Below are 18,726 nucleotides of genomic sequence, written 5' to 3' on the forward strand. Positions count from 1 at the left end.
CTGCCTACTGCCGACTGCCTAATTCCCCACTGCCGATCAATTTTTGAAAGGAACTCGATATGGCCGACATCAAGGATCGCGAAAACGCGCTCATCATGGAGACGACCCAGGGCAACGTCGTCATCGAAATGCTTCCCGACCTGGCGCCCGGCCATGTCGCCCGCATCAAGGAACTGGCCCGCGAAGGCGCTTATGACGGCGTCGTCTTCCACCGCGTCATCGACGGCTTCATGGCGCAGACCGGCGACGTGAAGTTCGGCAATTCCTCGTCGTCTTCATTTGCTCCTTCCCGCGCAGGCATGGGCGGTTCCGACAAGCCGGACCTGAAGGCTGAGTTCTCCAACGCCAATCACGGCCGCGGCACATGCTCGATGGCCCGTTCGCAGAATCCGAATTCGGCCAACTCGCAGTTCTTCATCTGCTTCGACGACGCCGCCTTCCTGAATCGCCAGTACACGGTCTGGGGCCAGGTCATCGAAGGCATGGACAATGTCGACAAGATCAAGCGCGGCGAGCCGGTGCAGGACCCCGACAAGATCGTGTCGCTCAAGGTCGCGGCGGACGTGAAGTAAGCAGAACGGGGCAGAGCGATGATGGGGCTTGTCTGGTCGCTGCTCGGCATATTGTCGGGCGCATTCATCGCCATCCAGGCGCCGATCAACTCGCAACTGGCGCGCGGCCTCGGCCTGCCCGTGGCCGCCGCCGCCTTCTCGTTTCTATCGGGCGCCATCGTGCTGGGCATCATCACGGTGGCGCTGGTGCGCTTCCAGGGCATATCGCTGGACTGGAAGGCGCCGGCGCCGTGGCTGTTTGTCGCCGGCGGCGTGCTTGGCGCTTTCTATGTGACGCTTTCGACCATCCTCACGCCGAAGATCGGCGCGGCCGCGCTGATGGCGTTTCTCGTCGCCGGGCAACTGACCGCCGGCATGGTGCTGGACCGCATCGGCTTCCTCGGCATGGCGGTGCGCGAAATCTCGCTCGGCCGGCTGGCCGGCGCGGCGCTTCTGTTGATCGGCGCGCTGCTCGTGCGGCTTTACTGACCGGACACTCAGCCCTTCGATATGACGATATGCGTCGCCAACTCGCCTTCCGTCCGGTCCGTCACCGCATAGCCGAGCGCCGGCAGGTCGATGCCGGCAAAAAGCGCTTCGCCACGGCCGATCACGACAGGCGATACCGCCAGATGCATGGTGTCGATGGCGCCGACGCGCAGATATTGCTGCACGGTCGAGACGCCGCCGCCGATCTTGACGTCGAGCTTGCCAGCGGCGGCCTTCGCCTGCTCCAGCGCCGCCTCGATGCCTTCCGTCACGAAATAGAACGTCGTGCCGCCCTCCATCACGATCGGCGCGCGTGGATAATGCGTCAGGATGAAGGTCGGCGCATGGTAGGGCGGATTGTTACCCCACCAGCCTTTCCACACATCGTCCGGCCATTCGTCGCGGATCGGTCCGAACATGTTGCGGCCGAGGATGAACGCGCCGAAACCCGACATGGCAGCGGCCCCGTATTGTTCGTCGATGCCGGTCGTTCCGCCTTCCTTGCCAACCATGGCGCGGAAGGTTTTCGTCGGGAAGAACCATTGATGCAGTTCCTCGCCGCGTTTGCCGAGCGGGTTCTGCAGGCTCTGTTCGGGTCCGGCGCCAAAACCGTCGAGTGAAATGGCGAATCCGCAAACGCGTACCTTGGACATAGTTGGCTCCAGCCTTGTGTTCCAATGCTGGCTTAACGAAACCGATTGCGTTTCGCAATCGGTGCGAGCAGAAAGCTGACTTCTGCTGACACACAACGGTTTCCAGCTGGCCGTGAGGTCAGAATGCGGTGGCAGACGGGCAGAGTTCGGGCTATTGCCGCTGGCATGAAAGTGGATCTGTTCGATTTCGACCTGCCGGAAGAGAGGATCGCGCTTCGCCCGGCCGAGCCGCGCGACAGTGCGCGCCTTCTGGTGGTAAAGCCGGGTGAGGGGCTGAAGGACGGCGTGGTGCGTGACTTGCCCTCGCTTCTCGAAGCCGGGGACGTGCTCGTCTTCAATGATACCAAGGTCATACCGGCGCAGCTGAAGGGGGTCCGTCGCCGCGGCGACGCGGTGGCCCAGGTCGAGGCGACGCTCCACATGCGGGTGGCGCCAGAGCAATGGCGGGCCTTCATGCGGCCGGGAAAGCGCGTCGCCGCCGGCGACCGCATCCATTTCGGCCATGACGGCAACTCCTGCTTTCTCGGCCAACTCGACGCGACGGTGATCGAAAAAGGCGAGGGCGGCGAGGTGCTGCTCGGCTTCGATCTTTCGGGTGCGTTTCTGGACGAGGCGCTGCACGCGGTCGGGCATATTCCGCTGCCGCCCTACATCGCCTCCAAGCGCGACGACGACGAACGCGATCGCAGCGACTACCAGACCGTCTATGCGCGCGAGGAAGGCGCTGTCGCCGCGCCCACCGCCGGTCTGCATTTCACGCCGGAGCTTTTCGCCGCCCTCGACGCCAGGGGCATCGAACGCCGGTTCGTGACGCTGCATGTCGGGGCAGGCACCTTCCTGCCGGTCAAGGCCGACGACACGGCGGACCACAAGATGCACGCCGAGACGGGCACCGTGTCCGCCAACGTGGCGGCGGCGCTGAACGACGCGAAGGCGCGCGGCTCACGCATTGTCTGCGTCGGCACGACCTCGCTTCGGCTGCTGGAAAGCGCGGCGCGTTCGGATGGCAGGGTCGCTGAATGGTCAGGGCCGACCGACATTTTCATCACGCCCGGCTACCGGTTCAAGGTTGCCGACATGCTGATGACGAATTTCCATCTGCCGCGCTCGACCCTGTTCATGCTGGTGTCTGCGTTTTGCGGCCTGGAGACGATGCAAGATACCTATCGGCACGCCATCGAAGGCGGCTACAGATTCTACTCCTACGGGGACGCAAGCTTGCTTTACAGGACTGACCAGCAATGACGCCGGACTTCACTTTTCGCCTGCTCGCCACCGATGGCAAGGCAAGGCGCGGCGAAATCTCCATGCCGCGCGGCGCCGTCCGCACGCCGGCCTTCATGCCGGTGGGAACCGGCGGCACGGTCAAGGCCATGTATATGGACCAGGTCCGCGACCTGGGTTCCGACATCATCCTCGGCAATACCTACCATTTGATGCTGCGGCCGGGCGCGGAACGCGTCGCCCGGCTCGGCGGCCTGCACGAGTTCGGCCGCTGGCAGGGTCCGATCCTGACCGACAGCGGCGGCTTCCAGGTCATGTCGCTGTCGAACTTGCGCAAGCTGACGGAAAAGGGCGTCACTTTCCGTTCGCATATCGATGGCGTCGCCTACGAGATGACGCCCGAGCGCTCGATCGAAATCCAGGGCCTGCTCGATTCCGACATCCAGATGCAGCTCGACGAATGCACGGCGCTGCCGGCGACGCCGGAGGAAATCGAGCGCGCCATGGAGTTGTCGCTGCGTTGGGCCGAACGGTGCAAGACCGCATTCGGCGTCCAGCCCGGCAAGGCGATGTTCGGCATTGTCCAGGGCGGCGACATCGCCGCGTTACGCGTCCGCTCGGCGCAGGCGCTGTCAGCCTTGGATCTGAAGGGCTACGCCGTTGGCGGCCTTGCCGTCGGCGAGCCGCAGGCGGTGATGCTCGACATGCTGGACATCACCTGTCCCGAACTGCCGGCGGACAAGCCGCGCTACCTGATGGGCGTCGGCACGCCGGATGACATCCTGAAATCCGTGGCGCGGGGCATCGACATGTTCGACTGCGTGATGCCGACGCGGGCAGGGCGCCACGGGCTTGCCTACACACGGCGCGGCAAGGTCAATCTTAAGAACGCCCGCCACGCCGAAGACCCGCGTCCGCTGGACGAGGAAAGCGATTGCCCGGCGTCGCGGGACTATTCGCGCGCCTACCTGCATCATCTGGTCCGTTCGCAGGAGGCGCTCGGCGCCATGCTGCTGACCTGGAACAATCTGGCATATTACCAATCGCTCATGCAGGACATACGCGGCGCCATCGAAGCCAGGAATTTCGAGGCACAGGCGGCGGAAATCAGCGAGGGCTGGGCGCGCGGCGATATTCCGGCGCTCTGATTTCAGACGCTGGTGGAGACCGCCGCCCGCAGGCTGCAACTGGTGATGCGATAGACGCCGTCCGGCTGTAGCTCCAGCATGTAGACGGCTTCATAGTCCTTGCCGTCGGGACCGACGATCATCACCTGCTGGACGACCGATGTCGGTCCTGTCTCCTGCGACTTGCCGAAGGCAAAACTCTGCGGCTTGCGCACCGGCGGATAGCCGTTCGTCACCATGCCGATGAAAGCCTCGGGCGTCGGGTACATGCGGGTGATGTTCGGCGCTGCGAAACTGTAGGCCAGCGCGCCATTGTCCTGCTGGAAAGCTTTCAGCTGGCTGTCGATGGTCTTTTGGGCCGATTTGATTTCGGCTTCGCCCGCCATGGCCGAAAACGCCATGACCAGACCGGCGAGCGCGAACAGGACGAGGCGTAAAGCACGGCTTTTCAGCATCGAACCGAAATCCTGATTGTATCCACTATCTGATACGTACCCGCGGCCGGTCCGGTTTCACACTATAGCTCCGGCAATACGCGATTAAGCCCACCTTAAGGCTATGCTTTCATCCTGATTGCGGGGAAGACAATTCAGGGGACGAACCATGTCCGATCTCGTAGTCGGCCGCCGCAGGCTGATGTCTGGCGCCATCGGCCTTGCCGTCGCAGCCTCGATGCCTGGTTGGGCGAGGGCCGGGATCACCATCGATCAGGTCGCTTTCGATCCGGACATTCCCGCACTTGGCAACCCGTACGGCAATGTCACAATCGTTGAGTTCGTCGATTACCAGTGCCCGATCTGCAAACTCTGCTTTCAGGAATTGCGGAAGCTGCTGACCGAGGATGACAACGTCCGGCTGGTCATGAAGGACTGGCCGATTTTCGGCGAAGCGTCGCGCGACGCAGCCTCGCTGACGCTTGCAGCCGGGCAGAATTATGGCGCGGTCGTCGCCGCGCTGATGGAAAACCAGCACCAGCTCTCAAGCCGCCGCACCGACGCCATCGTCGCATCGGCAGGTATGGATGCCGGAACCCTGCGTCAGGCAGCCGAGGGCAAGCGTGGTCTCATCGGCGCCGTGCTTGCCCGCAATGACGCGCAGGCTACCGATTTCCAGCTCAGGGGCACGCCCGCTCTGGTTGTTGGCGGCACGTTGTACAAGCGTGGCCTGCCGCTGGCGGAGTTGAAAGATGCGGTCGCGAAGGCCCGGGCAACATGACCGACCTCCCTCCGGCGAAAGTGCACCGGCGCCGGACGACATGACTGCCTGTTGTTGCCGCTTCTCGCTCTGCACCGCCCGAAAGCACGAACTGACCCCGATGCGGACAGGCCGCCCAAATTTTAGGCAATTTTCGCCAGTCGCCGGTGCGATGGCCCTAAATGGTCGATTACGCTTGATTTTCCCCGTCGAGGTCATGTCAAATGGCGGCATAGGGGAGTACGCGATTGGTCGCTTTCGACGAAATGCTTCCAGAGGAATCGGGACCGCGAAGGCCCTATTCGGCGTATGATCGCTGGTTGAAAGAACAAGACCCCGCCAGACTGACCCAGAAGAAGGAGGACGCCGAAAGGGTCTTCCGCAAGACCGGCATCACCTTTGCCGTCTACGGAGAGCTGGAAGCCAGCGAACGGCTTATTCCGTTCGACATCGTACCGCGCATCATTTCCGGCAGTGAATGGCGCAGGCTGACACAGGGCATCGAGCAGCGCGTCCAGGCCCTGAACGCCTTCCTCGACGATATCTACCATCGCCAGGAAATCCTGCGCGCCGGGCGTGTGCCGAAAGAGTTGATCGCCAGAAACGCGGCGTTCCTGCCGGAGATGATCGGCGTGCGTCCGCCTACCGGCGTTTATACGCACATCATCGGCGTCGACATTGTCCGCATCAACGAAAACGAATTCTACGTGCTGGAGGACAATGCCCGCACGCCCTCCGGCGTCTCCTACATGCTGGAGAACCGGGAAACGATGATGCAGCTCTTCCCGGAGCTGTTCCAGAAGATCAAGGTGCGCCCCGTCGAGAACTATCCGCAGTTGCTCAGGCAATCGCTGGCGGCTGTCCGGCCGCAAAGCGCCAAGGGCGCGCCGACCATCGCGGTGCTGACGCCGGGCAGCTACAATTCCGCCTATTTCGAGCACGCATTCCTCGCCGACCAGATGGGCGTCCAGCTGGTTGAAGGATCGGACCTGCGCGTGGTCGATGGGCATGTCACCATGCGCACCACCGAAGGCTACAAGCAGATCGACGTGCTCTATCGCCGCGTCGATGACGCTTTCCTCGATCCGTTGACGTTCCGGCCGGATTCGGCGCTCGGCGTGCCCGGCATCATGGACGTCTACCGCGCCGGCAACATCACCATCGCCAACGCACCGGGAACAGGCATCGCCGACGACAAGGCGATCTATTCCTACATGCCGGAAATCATCGAGTTCTATACCGGCCGCAAGGCGATCCTCGGCAACATCCCCACCTGGCGCTGCTCGGAGCCTGACAGCCTGAAATACGTGCTGGAGCACATTGCCGAGTTGGTGGTCAAGGAGGTGCATGGTTCCGGAGGCTACGGCATGCTCGTCGGCCCCACGGCCACAAAAAAAGAATGCGCGGATTTCGCCAGGAAACTGGCGGCAAGACCGTGGAACTACATCGCCCAGCCAACCCTGGCGCTTTCCACCTGCCCGATCCTCACCGAGAAAGGCCTGGCGCCGCGCCATGTCGATCTGCGGCCTTACGTGCTGGTGTCTGACCGTATCCAGATCGTGCCGGGCGGCTTGACCCGCGTGGCGCTGAAGGAGGGATCGCTGGTCGTCAATTCATCGCAGGGCGGCGGGACGAAGGATACGTGGGTGCTGGATGATTGATAGGCAGTCGGCAATCGGCAATCGGCAATCGGCACGATGGGGCTTTGGTCCAGAATTTCCTGCGGGATCCGCAAGGACAAATAGTAACGATTGCCGATTGCCGACTGCCCACTGCCGAGATTTCCAATGCTTCTAGGCCGCACAGCCAACGGGCTCTACTGGATGAACCGCTACATCGAGCGGGCCGAGAACATGGCGCGCCTTGTCGACGCAGGATTGCGCATGGCGCTGACGCGGACGCAAAGCACCTCGGAAGAATGGCACTCCGTTCTCCTCAGCGCCGGTTCCGAACAGGCCTTTGCGCAGAAATACAAGGACTACACCGTCGGCCACGCCTCTGATTTCCTGCTGCGCGATACGTCGAACCCGTCCAGCGTCATGTCGTCGATCGAAACCGCCCGCCACAACGCGCGCATGGTGAGAACGGCGCTGACCCGCGAGACCTGGGAGAGCATCAACGACGCCTGGATGTCGCTGAAGCGCATCCTGGCAAAACCCATCGACGAACGCGACCTGCCGACGGTTCTGGACGCCATCAAGCGCGAGACGGCGATTATCCGCGGCTCGTTCTACGGGACCATGCTGCGCAACGAGATTTTCGACTTCTCCCAGCTTGGTACCTATGTCGAGCGCGCCGACAACACGGCCCGCATCCTCGACGTCAAATATTACGTCCTGCTGCCGTCGATCTCGTGGGTGGGGTCGACGCTCGACAACTACCAGTGGGAATCGATCCTGCGATCGGTCTCGGCGCATCGCTCGTACCGTTGGGTCTACGATGCGGACTACAAGCCGACCAACATTGCCGACTATCTGATCCTCAATGTGCGGATGCCCCGCTCGCTGACATTCTGCTACCGTTTCATCGCCGAACATCTGAAATTCCTGAGCGACGACTACGGCGAACGCCACGCCTGCCATCAGACGGCGGAGCGAACCCACGCGATGCTGAGGACCGGCTCGATCAAGGATATATTCGACACCGGCTTGCACGAGTTCCTGGTGGATTTCATCCGGGACAATACCCGCGTGGGCGACGAAATCGCACAGAACTACCGGTTCTACTGAGATGCGCCTGAAAATCAGCCACAGGACCGAATATAGCTACGAAATGCCGGTGCCGTATGCCTTGCAGCGGCTGCGGCTCTTCCCTGCCAGCAGTGCGCTGCAAACAGTGGGCAAATGGGCGCTGAACGTGGAAGGTGCGCGCGAGGAAGTCCGCTTTCTCGACCATTTTGGCAACGACACGCGCCTGCTGAGCGTCGAGAGCGGATCGAGCATTATCGCCATAGAAACAGCCGGCGAGGTCGAGACCTTCAACAAGGCGGGCGTTTTTGGCCCGCATCAGGGTTTCGCGCCTCTATGGCTCTTCACATCCGAAACGCCGCTGACCGCGCCCGGCAAACGCATTCGCGATCTCGCTGCTTCCGTGGGCGAAGGCACGGATGTCGAGCCGCTTCACCGGCTGATGAACGCGATCAGCGAGCGGGTGAAATACACGCTCGGCGACACCAACTCCGAAACGACCGCCGAAGAGGCCGTGGCTCTGGAAGCAGGCGTGTGTCAGGATCACAGCCACATCTTCATCGCATCGGCGCGACTGCTGGGGTTTCCCGCCCGCTACGTCAGCGGCTATCTGATGCTCGATGGCGTTGCCACGCAGGTCGCCAGCCACGCCTGGGCGGAAGCGCATGTGCAGGGGCTGGGATGGGTCGCCTTCGATACGTCCAATTGCATTTCGCCGGACGAGCGCTATGTGCGGATCGCAACCGGTCGCGACTACCGGGACGCCATGCCTGTGTCGGGGATTAGGCTGGGGCAGGGGCAGGAACAGCTTGCGGTCACCATCACGGTAGAGCAGTAATCCGCAAACTCACGCGGGAAACCGATTCCATGACCTATTGCGTCGGCCTCAAAATCGATCGCGGACTCGTGTTCATGTCGGACACGCGCACCAATGCCGGGATGGATTCCATCTCGACCTTTCGCAAGATGCATGTCTGGGAAGAGCCCGGCGAGCGGGTGATCGTCCTCATGTCCGCCGGCAATCTTGCGACGACGCAGGCCGTTGTCAGCCTGCTCGACGAGCGCAGCAAAGCCGTTGTGGACCGGCATCAGGCATTGCTGGAAACCGCCTCGATGTACCAGACCGCGTGCATGGTGGGCGACATCGTGAAGGAAGTTATCGCCAAGTCCATACCGGTCGGCGAAACCGCGGACGCCTATTTCAACGCGTCCTTCATCCTCGGCGGACAAATCCGTGGCAGCGAACCGCGCCTGTTCATGATCTATCCCGAGGGAAATTTCATTGAATCCACCGACGATACGCCCTTCTTCCAGATCGGTGAGACCAAATACGGCAAACCGATCATCATCCGCGCCTATGACAGGACCATGAGCTTTGCCGAGACGGTCAAGCTGCTGGTCGTGTCTTTCGATTCGACGCTGAAGTCGAACCTGTCGGTCGGCCTGCCGATCGACCTGCTGTTCTACGAAAAGGACACATTCAAGGTCGGTATCAGGAAACGGTTCGCTCAGGACGATGCCTACTACCGCACGATTTCGGAGGGCTGGTCGAACGCTCTGAAGGCCGCTTTCCAGAACCTTCCGGATTTCTCCGAATAGACGCGGTTAAGCGGGAGGCGCGCACCGTTTCGCGACCGGCGAACCGGTCGAAATATCAGCCCCCGTCAAGTTCACATTTGCAAACAGGCATTTTCCATTAGCCGGCTCTCGCTCTTTTCAGAGGTTTCGTTTTCGGTTAAGCTAAAGAAAAACGAAAACGGGAGGATTTGTCATGTTTCTGTCGCCGCGCCATTCCGAGATCATTCAGATGGCCAAGGACAATGGGCGCGTGCTGGTGGAGGACCTGGCGACGCATTTCAGCGTCACACCGCAGACCATCCGCAAGGACCTTAACGATCTTTGCGATCAGCGGCTCCTGACGCGCGTCCACGGCGGGGCTTTGTTTCCGTCGGGCATCGAAAACATGGAGTATGAGGCGCGCCGCAAGATCGCCGCCGACGAGAAGGAAGCGATCGGTCTCGCCGCTGCGCGGCTCATTCCCGACAACGCCTCACTCTTCATCAATATCGGCACCACGACAGAGGCCGTTGGCAAGGCGTTGCTGGATCATGCCGGCCTGATGGTCATCACCAATAACATCAATGTCGCCAACAGGATGCGGGTGTATCCTTCGATCGAAGTGGTCATCGCGGGCGGCGTCGTTCGCGGTTCGGATGGCGGCATTGTCGGCGAGGCCGCCGTCGACTTCATCAAGCAGTTCAAGGTCGACTATGCCGTCATCGGCGCATCCGCTATCGACCATGACGGCGCCATCCTCGATTTCGACTTCCGCGAAGTGAAGGTTGCGCAGGCGATCATCGCCAATGCCCGGCATGTGATTCTGGTGTCGGACCAGACCAAGTTCGAGCGCACCGCGCCGGTTCGCATCGGCCATCTGAGCCAGGTCGACACGTTCATCACCGACAAATGCAACATCGCATCCGTGCGCAAGATCTGCCAGGAATCGGAGGTCGAACTCATCGAAACGCAGCGCTCCTGACACACTTCGGAGCACCCGGCGTGACGCTTTGAGTTTGCGTTTGACATTCGTTCTCTTTTCGAATTATCGTCGAAATGGTTTCGAAAATGCAGGAAATGCTGCATCGCGAAATCGAGGGAGGACGTCTTGGCCACATCCCCGGTCCATGACATTTTTGTCATCGGAGGCGGCATAAACGGTTGCGGTATAGCCCGCGACGCCGTGGGGCGTGGCTTTTCCGTTTTTCTGGCCGAAATGAACGATCTGGCCAGCGGCACCTCGTCGGGATCGACCAAGCTCATTCACGGCGGCCTGCGTTACCTCGAATTCTTTGAATTCCGCCTTGTTCGGGAAGCGCTGATGGAGCGCGAGGTGCTGTGGCGCAACGCGCCGCACATTATCTGGCCGATGCGCTTCGTTCTGCCCTTCCACAAGGGCGGGCCTCGCCCCGCCTGGATGGTCCGGCTCGGCCTGTTCCTCTACGACCATCTCGGCGGCCGCAAGCTGCTGCCGCCGACCCGCACGCTGGACATGAGGCGCGACCCCGCGGGAAAGCCGCTCAAACCGCTGTTCGCCAAGGCTTTCGAATATTCGGACGGCTGGGTGAACGATGCGCGCCTGGTTACGCTCAATGCCCGCGATGCAGCGGATCGCGGAGCCACCATCCGCACACGCACCAAGGTCGTCGGCGCCCACCGCGAAGGCGATGTCTGGCTGCTGTCGCTTCAGGATTTGCAGACGGGCGAGACCGGGCAGGTGAGGGCGCGCGTGCTGGTCAACGCCGCCGGGCCGTGGGTGGATCATGTGCTGTCGGCGACGCTCGGGCAAAACGACATCCACAACGTCCGGCTCGTGCAGGGCAGCCATATCGTCATACGCAAGAAATTCGAGGATTCGCGCGCCTATTTCTTCCAGAACAAGGATGGCCGCATCATCTTCGCCATCCCTTATGAGGAAGACTTCACCCTGATCGGCACCACAGACCAGGATTATCCCGGCGACCCGCACGATGTGCGTATCAGCGATGCCGAGATCGATTATCTCTGCGCCGCCGCGAGCGAATATTTCGCCGAGCCGGTGCGCCGCGAAGATATTGTCTGGACCTATTCGGCGGTGCGTCCGCTCTATGACGACGGTGCTTCGAAGGCACAGGAAGCCACGCGCGACTACGTGCTCAAGGCTGAGGGCGGCCACGGCGAACCGCCACTGCTCAATGCCTTTGGCGGCAAGATCACCACCTATCGCCGGCTGTCGGAATCGATGCTGGAGAAGATTGAGGAGTTTCTGGGAGCCCGCGGCAAGCCATGGACGCAAGCCGCGCCGCTGCCCGGTGGCGACTTTCCGGCCACCGGCTTCGATGCCCAGGTGGCGAAGCTGAAGAAGGCTTATCCCTTTCTCGACGCCCGTCTGGCCCGGCGCCTGACCCGCCTTTACGGCACGCGTGCGCACAATCTGCTCGGCCTGGCGAAGTCCATCGCCGATCTTGGCCGCGATTTCGGCGGCGACCTCTACGAAGCCGAGGTTCGCTATCTCATCGAAAACGAATGGGCCGTCACGGCGGAGGACGTGCTGTGGCGGCGGACAAAGCGCGGGCTCCACCTGACCGGGGAGCAAGTGACGGCTTTGACTGACTATATGCGCAAGACTGGCGGTCAGAAGACGGAAGCGGCAGAATAGAAACGGGCGCCGGGACCAGGGGAGGAACGGCATGCTTGAACTGAGGAATGTGACAAAGGTCGTCGGCGCCGCAACCCACATCTCGGATGTGTCGTTGACCTTTCGGCATGGCTCCCTGAATGTCCTTCTCGGCCCGACGCTGTCAGGCAAGACCAGCCTGATGCGGCTGATGGCAGGCCTTGATGTCCCCACCTCCGGTTCGATCTTCTTCGACGGCCAGGATGTGACCGGTCGTCCGGTGCAGAAGCGCAACGTCGCCATGGTCTACCAGCAGTTCATCAACTACCCGGCGATGACCGTCTATGACAACATCGCGTCGCCGCTGCGTGTCGCCGGCATCGACCGCGGCACGATAGACAGCGAAGTGAGCAAGGCGGCGGCGCTGCTCAAGCTGACGCCTTATCTCGACCGCACGCCGCTCAGCCTCTCCGGCGGCCAGCAGCAACGCACGGCGCTGGCGCGGGCCATCGTCAAGAATGCGAGCCTGGTTCTCCTCGACGAGCCGTTGGCCAACCTCGACTACAAGCTGCGCGAGGAACTGCGCGAGGAACTGCCACGCATCTTCGCCGAGGCCGGAACCATCTTCGTCTATGCGACCACCGAACCGCATGAAGCGCTTCTGCTCGGCGGCAATACGGCGACGCTGTCGCAGGGACGGGTGACGCAGTTCGGGCCGACGATCGACGTTTTCCGCAGTCCGGTCGATCTCGTGACGGCCAAAACGTTTGCCGATCCGCCGTTGAACACGATCGTGCTGGCCAAGAAAGGCAACAGCTTCCTGCTCGAAGGCGGCGTGAAGCTGCCGGTACCGGAAAGCCTCGCCGGCATCGCTGACGGCCCCTATACGATCGGCTTCCAGCCGCACCATCTGTCGTTCGAACGGCGCAATGCCGCGGCTGTTCCGGTGCAGACGAAAGTTTCGATCACCGAGATCACCGGTTCGGAAAGCTTCGTGCATCTGAATTTCGCCGATGCGCGATGGGTGATGCTGGCCCATGGCATCCACAAGCTCGAACCGGACGAACAGGTCGAGGTCTTCATCGACACGCGCCATATCATGGTTTTCGACGATGTCGGCCGGGCGATGACCGCGCCGAAACTGGCGGCGTGAGGAGAGGGCGATGGCGCTCATCGAAGTCAACCACATCCGTCACTCCTACCTGCCGAACCCGGCGAAGGATTCGGATTTCGCGCTCAAGGAAGTGCATCACACCTTCGAGGATGGCGGGGCCTATGCGCTGCTGGGTCCCTCCGGCTGCGGCAAGACCACCTTGCTCAACATCATTTCAGGCCTGCTCTATCCTTCACACGGCCAGCTTCTGTTCGACGGCCGCGACGTGACGCGCCTTTCCACCCAGGAACGCAACATCGCGCAGGTGTTCCAGTTTCCGGTCATCTACGACACCATGACCGTCTACGACAATCTGGCGTTCCCGCTGCGCAATCGCAGCGTGCCGGAAGCCGAGGTCGACCGCAAAGTCCGCGAGACGCTGGAGATGATCGACCTGACGGACTGGGCCAACCGCAAGGCGCGGGGCCTCACCGCCGACCAGAAGCAGAAGATTTCGCTCGGCCGTGGACTGGTGCGGTCCGATGTCAACGCCATCCTGTTCGACGAACCGCTGACCGTGATCGACCCGCACATGAAATGGGTGCTGCGCTCGCAGCTGAAGCAGTTGCACCGGCGCTTCGGCTACACGATGGTCTATGTCACCCATGACCAGACCGAGGCCCTGACCTTCGCCGACAATGTCGTGGTCATGTATGACGGCGAGATCGTCCAGATCGGCACGCCGGCGGAACTGTTCGAACGGCCCAGGCATACTTTTGTCGGCTACTTCATCGGCTCGCCCGGCATGAACTTCATGCCGGTATCGGTCGATGGCCACACCGCCCGGCTCGGAGAACAGGCCATCGAACTGCCTGGAGCGCCGAAAGAGGCAACGGGCGCGATGGAACTCGGCATCCGCCCCGAATATGTCCGCCTTGGCAGGGACGGCATGGCGGTGTCGGTCAGCAAGGTCGAGGATGTCGGGCGGCACAAAGTGGTCCATGCGACGCTGGAAGGCCGGGACATCGCAGCCATTCTCGGCGAGGACGACGAGGTTCCGGCCGAGCCGCGCATCCGTTTCGATCCCGCCGGCATCAACATCTACGCCGACTCCTGGCGTGTCGATCTCGACCGCAGCGGAGGCGCATGACCGTGGACAAACCCTGGAACAACAAGGCCTGGTTCCTCGTCCTGCCGGTTCTGGTGCTGGTGGCGTTTTCCGCCGTCATCCCGCTGATGACGGTGGTCAACTACTCGGTCCAGGATACGTTCGGCAACAACGTCTTCTTCTGGGCCGGCACCGAATGGTTCGAGGAAGTGCTGCATTCCGACCGCTTCTGGGCGGCGATGGGACGCAACCTTGTCTTCTCCTTCATCATCCTGGCCATCGAAGTGCCGCTCGGCATCTTCATCGCGCTCAACATGCCGCGCAGCGGCTGGGGCGTGCCGGTCTGCCTCGTGCTGATGGCCTTGCCCTTGCTCATTCCGTGGAATGTCGTCGGCACCATCTGGCAGGTTTTCGGCCGCAGCGACATCGGCCTCATGGGCTACTACGTCAACGCGATCGGCATCGACTACAACTATGTCCGCGACTCGCTCGATGCCTGGGTCACGGTCATCGTCATGGATGTCTGGCACTGGACGAGCCTCGTCGTCCTTCTGTGCTACGCCGGCCTCGTGTCGATACCGGACGCGTTCTACCAGGCCGCCAAGATCGACGGCGCGTCGCGCTGGTCGGTCTTCCGCTACATCCAGCTGCCGAAAATGCAGCGCGTGCTTTTGATCGCCGTGCTGCTGCGCTTCATGGACAGTTTCATGATCTACACCGAACCCTTCGTCGTCACCGGCGGCGGGCCGGGCAATTCGACGACGTTCCTCTCCATCGACCTGGTCAAGACGGCGCTCGGACAGTTCGACCTCGGTCCGGCGGCGGCGATGTCGATCGTCTACTTCCTCATTATCCTGCTGTTGTCATGGGTGTTCTACACCGTGATGACCAACTACGACGCGGAGCGCTGAGAATGTCGGGCGTCGAACACAGGACCGACAGTGGCCGCGCCGGCATGATACCGGCGGCCGGGACGCCTGCGGCCGCGGGCGCCGACATCATCGCCCGGCGCATGCGCAAACGCGGCGGCCAGTCGCGCTGGTGGTGGCTGGTGCCGACGATCTACATCGTCTTCCTGCTGCTGCCGATCTACTGGCTCATCAACATGAGCTTCAAGACGAACACCGAGATCATATCGTCGATGACGCTGTACCCGCACGCGCCGACGCTGCGCAATTACGCGGTCATCTTCACCGATGCGTCCTGGTATTCGGGCTACATCAACTCGATCACCTATGTGGTCATGAACATGGTGATTTCCGTCGCCGTGGCGCTGCCGGCGGCCTATGCGTTCTCGCGTTATCGCTTCCTCGGCGACAAGCACCTGTTCTTCTGGCTGCTGACCAACCGCATGGCGCCGCCCGCGGTTTTCGCGCTGCCGTTCTTCCAGCTCTATTCGGCATTCGGGCTGATCGACACGCATATCGCCGTGGCGCTGGCGCACTGCCTGTTCAACGTGCCTCTGGCGGTGTGGATCCTCGAAGGCTTCATGTCCGGCGTGCCGAAGGAGATCGACGAGACCGCCTATATCGACGGCTATTCGTTCCCGCGCTTCTTCATCAGGATATTCATGCCGTTGATCGCCAGCGGCATCGGCGTCGCCTGCTTCTTCTGCTTCATGTTCTCGTGGGTGGAACTGCTTCTGGCCCGCACGCTGACGACGACCGACGCCAAGCCGATCGCAGCCGTGATGACCCGCACCGTGTCGGCCTCCGGCATGGATTGGGGGCTGCTGGCCGCCGCCGGTGTGCTGACTCTGATCCCCGGCGCGCTGGTGATCTGGTTCGTGCGCAACTACATCGCCAAGGGCTTTGCCCTGGGGAGGGTTTGATGGACGGACGTCAGACAATTTCCGTGAAAGAGGTGCGTAACCTCGCGCTGTCAGTTTTCGACAAAGTTTTGGCGTCGGGGATCGAGACGATTGATATAGATCGGCCATTTTACTGGTCCGTGTTTCCGACTGAGGTCTTCTCGATCGAGAAGCCGGACCTTGTCTTGTCGGATGCAAAAGACGATCTCACAGACCTGCGATCAGAATCGAGCGATTCCGACTCACCACTTTCACTCGGTTTGCCTTGGCATGCCCTGAATCATCTTGCCGGCATCTGCTCGGCATTAGCTGCCAGTGCATTGAAAGCACCCCCTCTGGAAGGGCAGCATGACAGGAGACGCCATGACTAGGTCTCGCCGCTGGCCTGTCCCCTTCATTTCCGTGCTTGTCTTCTACGCCGTTCTGGCGGGGCTGCTTGCTTCTGCCGTTCCCGCCAAGGATGGAGTGCGCGACTGGACCGCGCCCCTGCTCAAGGGCGGCTGGATGGCATGGACCTTCCCGACCGGGATGTTTTTCCTGACCATTTTCGCGCTGCTGTCGCTGATGGCCGTCTGGGAGTACGCCTCGCCCGGCGGCAATCCGCGCGTTGGCGTCCTGCGCTTCGAGACGACGCGCGGCGACCGGCTTTTCATATCGCTGCTTGGCAGCGCCTTTATCCATCTCGCTTGGCTGGGTCTTGTCGGACCCAGCCTGTGGTGGGCTCTCGCTCTCTCCGTGGTCTACGCCATTGGCGTATTTCGCTACGTATAGGGGGAGAATTCGTTGGAGCGGTCGCGTGCAGGCGACCGCTCCGCATCGCACTTGAAACCAATGTGGAGGAGACTCATGCGACGTCAATTTTTAACATCGACCACCGCACTTGTCCTGCTTTTGGGCGCCACTAACGCCTATGCCGGCATGGACGAAGCCAAGGCTTTCCTGGACAAGGAGATCGGGGATCAATCCTCGCTCTCCCGCGCCGACCAGGAAAAGGAAATGCAATGGTTCATCGATGCCGCGAAGCCTTTCGCCGGCATGGAAATCAAGGTGGTGTCGGAAACCATCACCACGCATTCTTATGAATCCGAAGTGCTCGCGCCGGCGTTTTCCGCCATCACCGGCATCAAACTCAAGCACGATCTGATCCAGGAAGGCGACGTTGTCGAAAAGATCCAGACCCAGATGCAGACGGGTGAGAACCTGTATGACGGCTGGGTCAACGATTCCGACCTGATCGGCACGCATTGGCGCTACCAGCAGGTTCGAAATCTGACCGACTGGATGGCGAACGAGGGCAAGGATGTCACCAATCCCGGTCTCGACCTCGCCGATTTCATCGGCACGTCTTTCACCACCGCGCCGGACAAGAAGCTCTACCAGTTGCCCGACCAGCAGTTCGCGAACCTCTACTGGTTCCGTTACGACTGGTTCAACGACGAAAAGAACAAGGCCGATTTCAAGGCGAAATACGGCTACGACCTCGGCGTGCCGGTCAACTGGTCGGCCTATGAGGACATTGCCGAGTTCTTCACCGGCCGCGAGGTGGGCGGCAAGAAGGTCTATGGCCACATGGACTACGGCAAGAAGGACCCGTCGCTCGGCTGGCGCTTCACCGACGCGTGGCTTTCCATGGCCGGCAACGGCGACAAGGGCCTGCCCAACGGCCTTCCAGTCGATGAATGGGGCATCAAGGTCGACGAGAATTCGCGCCCGGTCGGCTCCTGCGTCGCCCGCGGCGGCGACACCAACGGCCCGGCCTCGGTCTATGCGATCCAGAAATACCTCGACTGGCTGAAGGCCTACGCTCCAGCCGCGGCGCAAGGCATGACCTTCTCCGAATCGGGGCCGGTGCCATCGCAGGGCGAAGTAGCCCAGCAGATGTTCACCTACACCGCCTTCACGGCCGATTTCGTCAAGCCGGGTCTGCCGGTGGTCAACGAGGACGGTACGCCGAAGTGGCGCTTCGCTCCGTCGCCGCACGGCGTTTACTGGAAGGACGGCATGAAGCTTGGCTACCAGGATGTTGGCTCCTGGACGCTGATGAAATCGACGCCGGACGACCGCGCCAAGGCCGCCTGGCTCTATGCGCAGTTCGTGACCTCCAAGACTGTCGACGTGAAGAAGAGCCATATGGGTCTGACCTTCATCCGTCAGTCGACGATCGACCATCAGAGCTTCACCGACCGCGCACCCAAGCTCGGCGGCCTCGTCGAGTTCTATCGCTCGCCGGCCCGCAAGCAGTGGTCGCCGACCGGCACCAACGTGCCGGACTATCCGAAGCTCGCCCAGTTGTGGTGGCAGGCGATCGGCGACGCTTCGTCGGGCGCCAAGACGGCCCAGGAAGCCATGGACTCCCTCTGCGCCGAGCAGGAGAAGGTCATGGAGCGCCTGGAACGCGCCGGCGTCCAGGGCGACATCGGTCCGAAGATGGCCGAGGAGCACGATCTCGAATACTGGAACAAGGACGCCGTTTCCAAAGGCAACCTTGCCCCGCAGTTGAAGATCGAGAACGAGAAAGAAAAGCCGATGACCGTCAACTACGACGAACTGGTCAAGAGCTGGCAGAAGTAAGGTCCGCCGCGCCAAAGTGGCGACGTCGTGACATGGGGGAGGCGGCACATGGCCGTCTCCCTCATT

At 61.7% G+C, this 18,726-nt stretch carries 20 protein-coding genes; 18 read left to right on the forward strand and 2 right to left on the reverse strand.

Going from position 1 to position 18,726, the window contains the following annotated elements:
• Positions 1 to 59: 59 nt before the first annotated feature.
• Together J2X35_RS05980 and J2X35_RS05985 are read left to right on the forward strand one after the other, a co-directional pair.
• The gene (locus J2X35_RS05980) at positions 60 to 572 is read left to right on the forward strand and encodes a peptidylprolyl isomerase (protein ID WP_056109607.1); all 513 of its coding nucleotides are present in this window, start codon (positions 60 to 62) and stop codon (positions 570 to 572) included.
• Positions 573 to 590: 18 nt separating this feature from the next.
• Positions 591 to 1,040, forward strand: a complete 450-nt coding sequence (locus J2X35_RS05985; RefSeq protein ID WP_056109609.1) for a DMT family transporter — start codon at positions 591 to 593, stop codon at positions 1,038 to 1,040.
• 8 nt (positions 1,041 to 1,048) lie between these two features.
• On the opposite strand, the gene J2X35_RS05990 is transcribed toward J2X35_RS05985, so the two are convergent.
• Positions 1,049 to 1,693, reverse strand: a complete 645-nt coding sequence (locus J2X35_RS05990) for a dihydrofolate reductase family protein (RefSeq protein ID WP_310182972.1) — start codon at positions 1,691 to 1,693, stop codon at positions 1,049 to 1,051.
• A gap of 165 nt (positions 1,694 to 1,858) precedes the next feature.
• Between J2X35_RS05990 and queA the strand changes: the two genes are divergently transcribed.
• The gene (gene queA, locus J2X35_RS05995; RefSeq protein ID WP_310182974.1) at positions 1,859 to 2,938 is read left to right on the forward strand and encodes a tRNA preQ1(34) S-adenosylmethionine ribosyltransferase-isomerase QueA; all 1,080 of its coding nucleotides are present in this window, start codon (positions 1,859 to 1,861) and stop codon (positions 2,936 to 2,938) included.
• On the forward strand, positions 2,935 to 4,065 hold the full coding sequence (gene tgt, locus J2X35_RS06000; RefSeq protein ID WP_310182975.1) for a tRNA guanosine(34) transglycosylase Tgt: 1,131 nt from the start codon (positions 2,935 to 2,937) through the stop codon (positions 4,063 to 4,065). The genes queA and tgt overlap by 4 nt, the downstream gene beginning before the upstream one ends.
• Positions 4,066 to 4,067: 2 nt before the next feature.
• Here the strand turns inward: tgt and J2X35_RS06005 are convergent, their stop codons facing one another.
• Positions 4,068 to 4,499, reverse strand: coding sequence for a DUF4864 domain-containing protein (locus J2X35_RS06005; RefSeq protein WP_310182976.1), 432 nt, complete (start codon positions 4,497 to 4,499; stop codon positions 4,068 to 4,070).
• Between the two features lie 148 nt (positions 4,500 to 4,647).
• Between J2X35_RS06005 and J2X35_RS06010 the strand changes: the two genes are divergently transcribed.
• The 14 genes from J2X35_RS06010 (at position 4,648) to J2X35_RS06075 (ending at position 18,660) form a co-directional block, all read left to right on the forward strand.
• Positions 4,648 to 5,259, forward strand: a complete 612-nt coding sequence (locus tag J2X35_RS06010) for a thioredoxin domain-containing protein (protein WP_056109620.1) — start codon at positions 4,648 to 4,650, stop codon at positions 5,257 to 5,259.
• A 227-nt stretch (positions 5,260 to 5,486) separates the two neighbouring features.
• Positions 5,487 to 6,899 (forward strand): circularly permuted type 2 ATP-grasp protein, encoded by a 1,413-nt coding sequence (locus tag J2X35_RS06015; protein ID WP_056109622.1) that lies wholly within the window; start codon positions 5,487 to 5,489, stop codon positions 6,897 to 6,899.
• A gap of 126 nt (positions 6,900 to 7,025) precedes the next feature.
• A complete protein-coding gene (locus J2X35_RS06020; RefSeq protein WP_056109623.1) occupies positions 7,026 to 7,967 on the forward strand; it encodes an alpha-E domain-containing protein in 942 nt (313 codons plus the stop codon).
• A 1-nt stretch (position 7,968) separates the two neighbouring features.
• Positions 7,969 to 8,763: a transglutaminase family protein gene (locus J2X35_RS06025; RefSeq protein ID WP_310182980.1), complete on the forward strand. Its 795-nt coding sequence runs from the start codon at positions 7,969 to 7,971 to the stop codon at positions 8,761 to 8,763.
• Between the two features lie 29 nt (positions 8,764 to 8,792).
• Positions 8,793 to 9,524 carry a peptidase gene (locus J2X35_RS06030; protein ID WP_056109627.1) on the forward strand — a complete coding sequence of 244 codons (732 nt, stop codon included), beginning with the start codon at positions 8,793 to 8,795 and terminating at the stop codon, positions 9,522 to 9,524.
• A gap of 172 nt (positions 9,525 to 9,696) precedes the next feature.
• Positions 9,697 to 10,464: a DeoR/GlpR family DNA-binding transcription regulator gene (locus tag J2X35_RS06035; protein ID WP_056109629.1), complete on the forward strand. Its 768-nt coding sequence runs from the start codon at positions 9,697 to 9,699 to the stop codon at positions 10,462 to 10,464.
• Positions 10,465 to 10,590: 126 nt separating this feature from the next.
• On the forward strand, positions 10,591 to 12,120 hold the full coding sequence (glpD, locus tag J2X35_RS06040) for a glycerol-3-phosphate dehydrogenase (protein WP_310182983.1): 1,530 nt from the start codon (positions 10,591 to 10,593) through the stop codon (positions 12,118 to 12,120).
• A gap of 31 nt (positions 12,121 to 12,151) precedes the next feature.
• Positions 12,152 to 13,231 carry an ABC transporter ATP-binding protein gene (locus tag J2X35_RS06045; protein ID WP_310182984.1) on the forward strand — a complete coding sequence of 360 codons (1,080 nt, stop codon included), beginning with the start codon at positions 12,152 to 12,154 and terminating at the stop codon, positions 13,229 to 13,231.
• Positions 13,232 to 13,241: 10 nt separating this feature from the next.
• Entirely contained in the window at positions 13,242 to 14,321 is a 1,080-nt protein-coding gene (locus J2X35_RS06050) for an ABC transporter ATP-binding protein (RefSeq protein WP_310182987.1), read from the forward strand.
• A 2-nt stretch (positions 14,322 to 14,323) separates the two neighbouring features.
• Entirely contained in the window at positions 14,324 to 15,190 is an 867-nt protein-coding gene (locus J2X35_RS06055) for a carbohydrate ABC transporter permease (RefSeq protein WP_056109637.1), read from the forward strand.
• 44 nt (positions 15,191 to 15,234) lie between these two features.
• Positions 15,235 to 16,110, forward strand: coding sequence for a carbohydrate ABC transporter permease (locus J2X35_RS06060; RefSeq protein WP_056115504.1), 876 nt, complete (start codon positions 15,235 to 15,237; stop codon positions 16,108 to 16,110).
• Positions 16,110 to 16,460, forward strand: coding sequence for a hypothetical protein (locus tag J2X35_RS06065; protein WP_310182989.1), 351 nt, complete (start codon positions 16,110 to 16,112; stop codon positions 16,458 to 16,460). Before J2X35_RS06060 ends, J2X35_RS06065 begins: the two co-directional genes overlap by 1 nt.
• Before the next feature lie 133 nt (positions 16,461 to 16,593).
• Positions 16,594 to 16,860 (forward strand): DUF2160 domain-containing protein, encoded by a 267-nt coding sequence (locus J2X35_RS06070; RefSeq protein ID WP_056115507.1) that lies wholly within the window; start codon positions 16,594 to 16,596, stop codon positions 16,858 to 16,860.
• Between the two features lie 75 nt (positions 16,861 to 16,935).
• Positions 16,936 to 18,660: an ABC transporter substrate-binding protein gene (locus tag J2X35_RS06075; protein WP_056109641.1), complete on the forward strand. Its 1,725-nt coding sequence runs from the start codon at positions 16,936 to 16,938 to the stop codon at positions 18,658 to 18,660.
• The last annotated feature ends 66 nt before the right edge of the window (positions 18,661 to 18,726 follow it).

Origin of the sequence: Mesorhizobium sp. BE184, assembly GCF_031457045.1 — a bacterium.
In the GTDB taxonomy this organism is placed as follows: Bacteria; Pseudomonadota; Alphaproteobacteria; order Rhizobiales; family Rhizobiaceae; genus Mesorhizobium.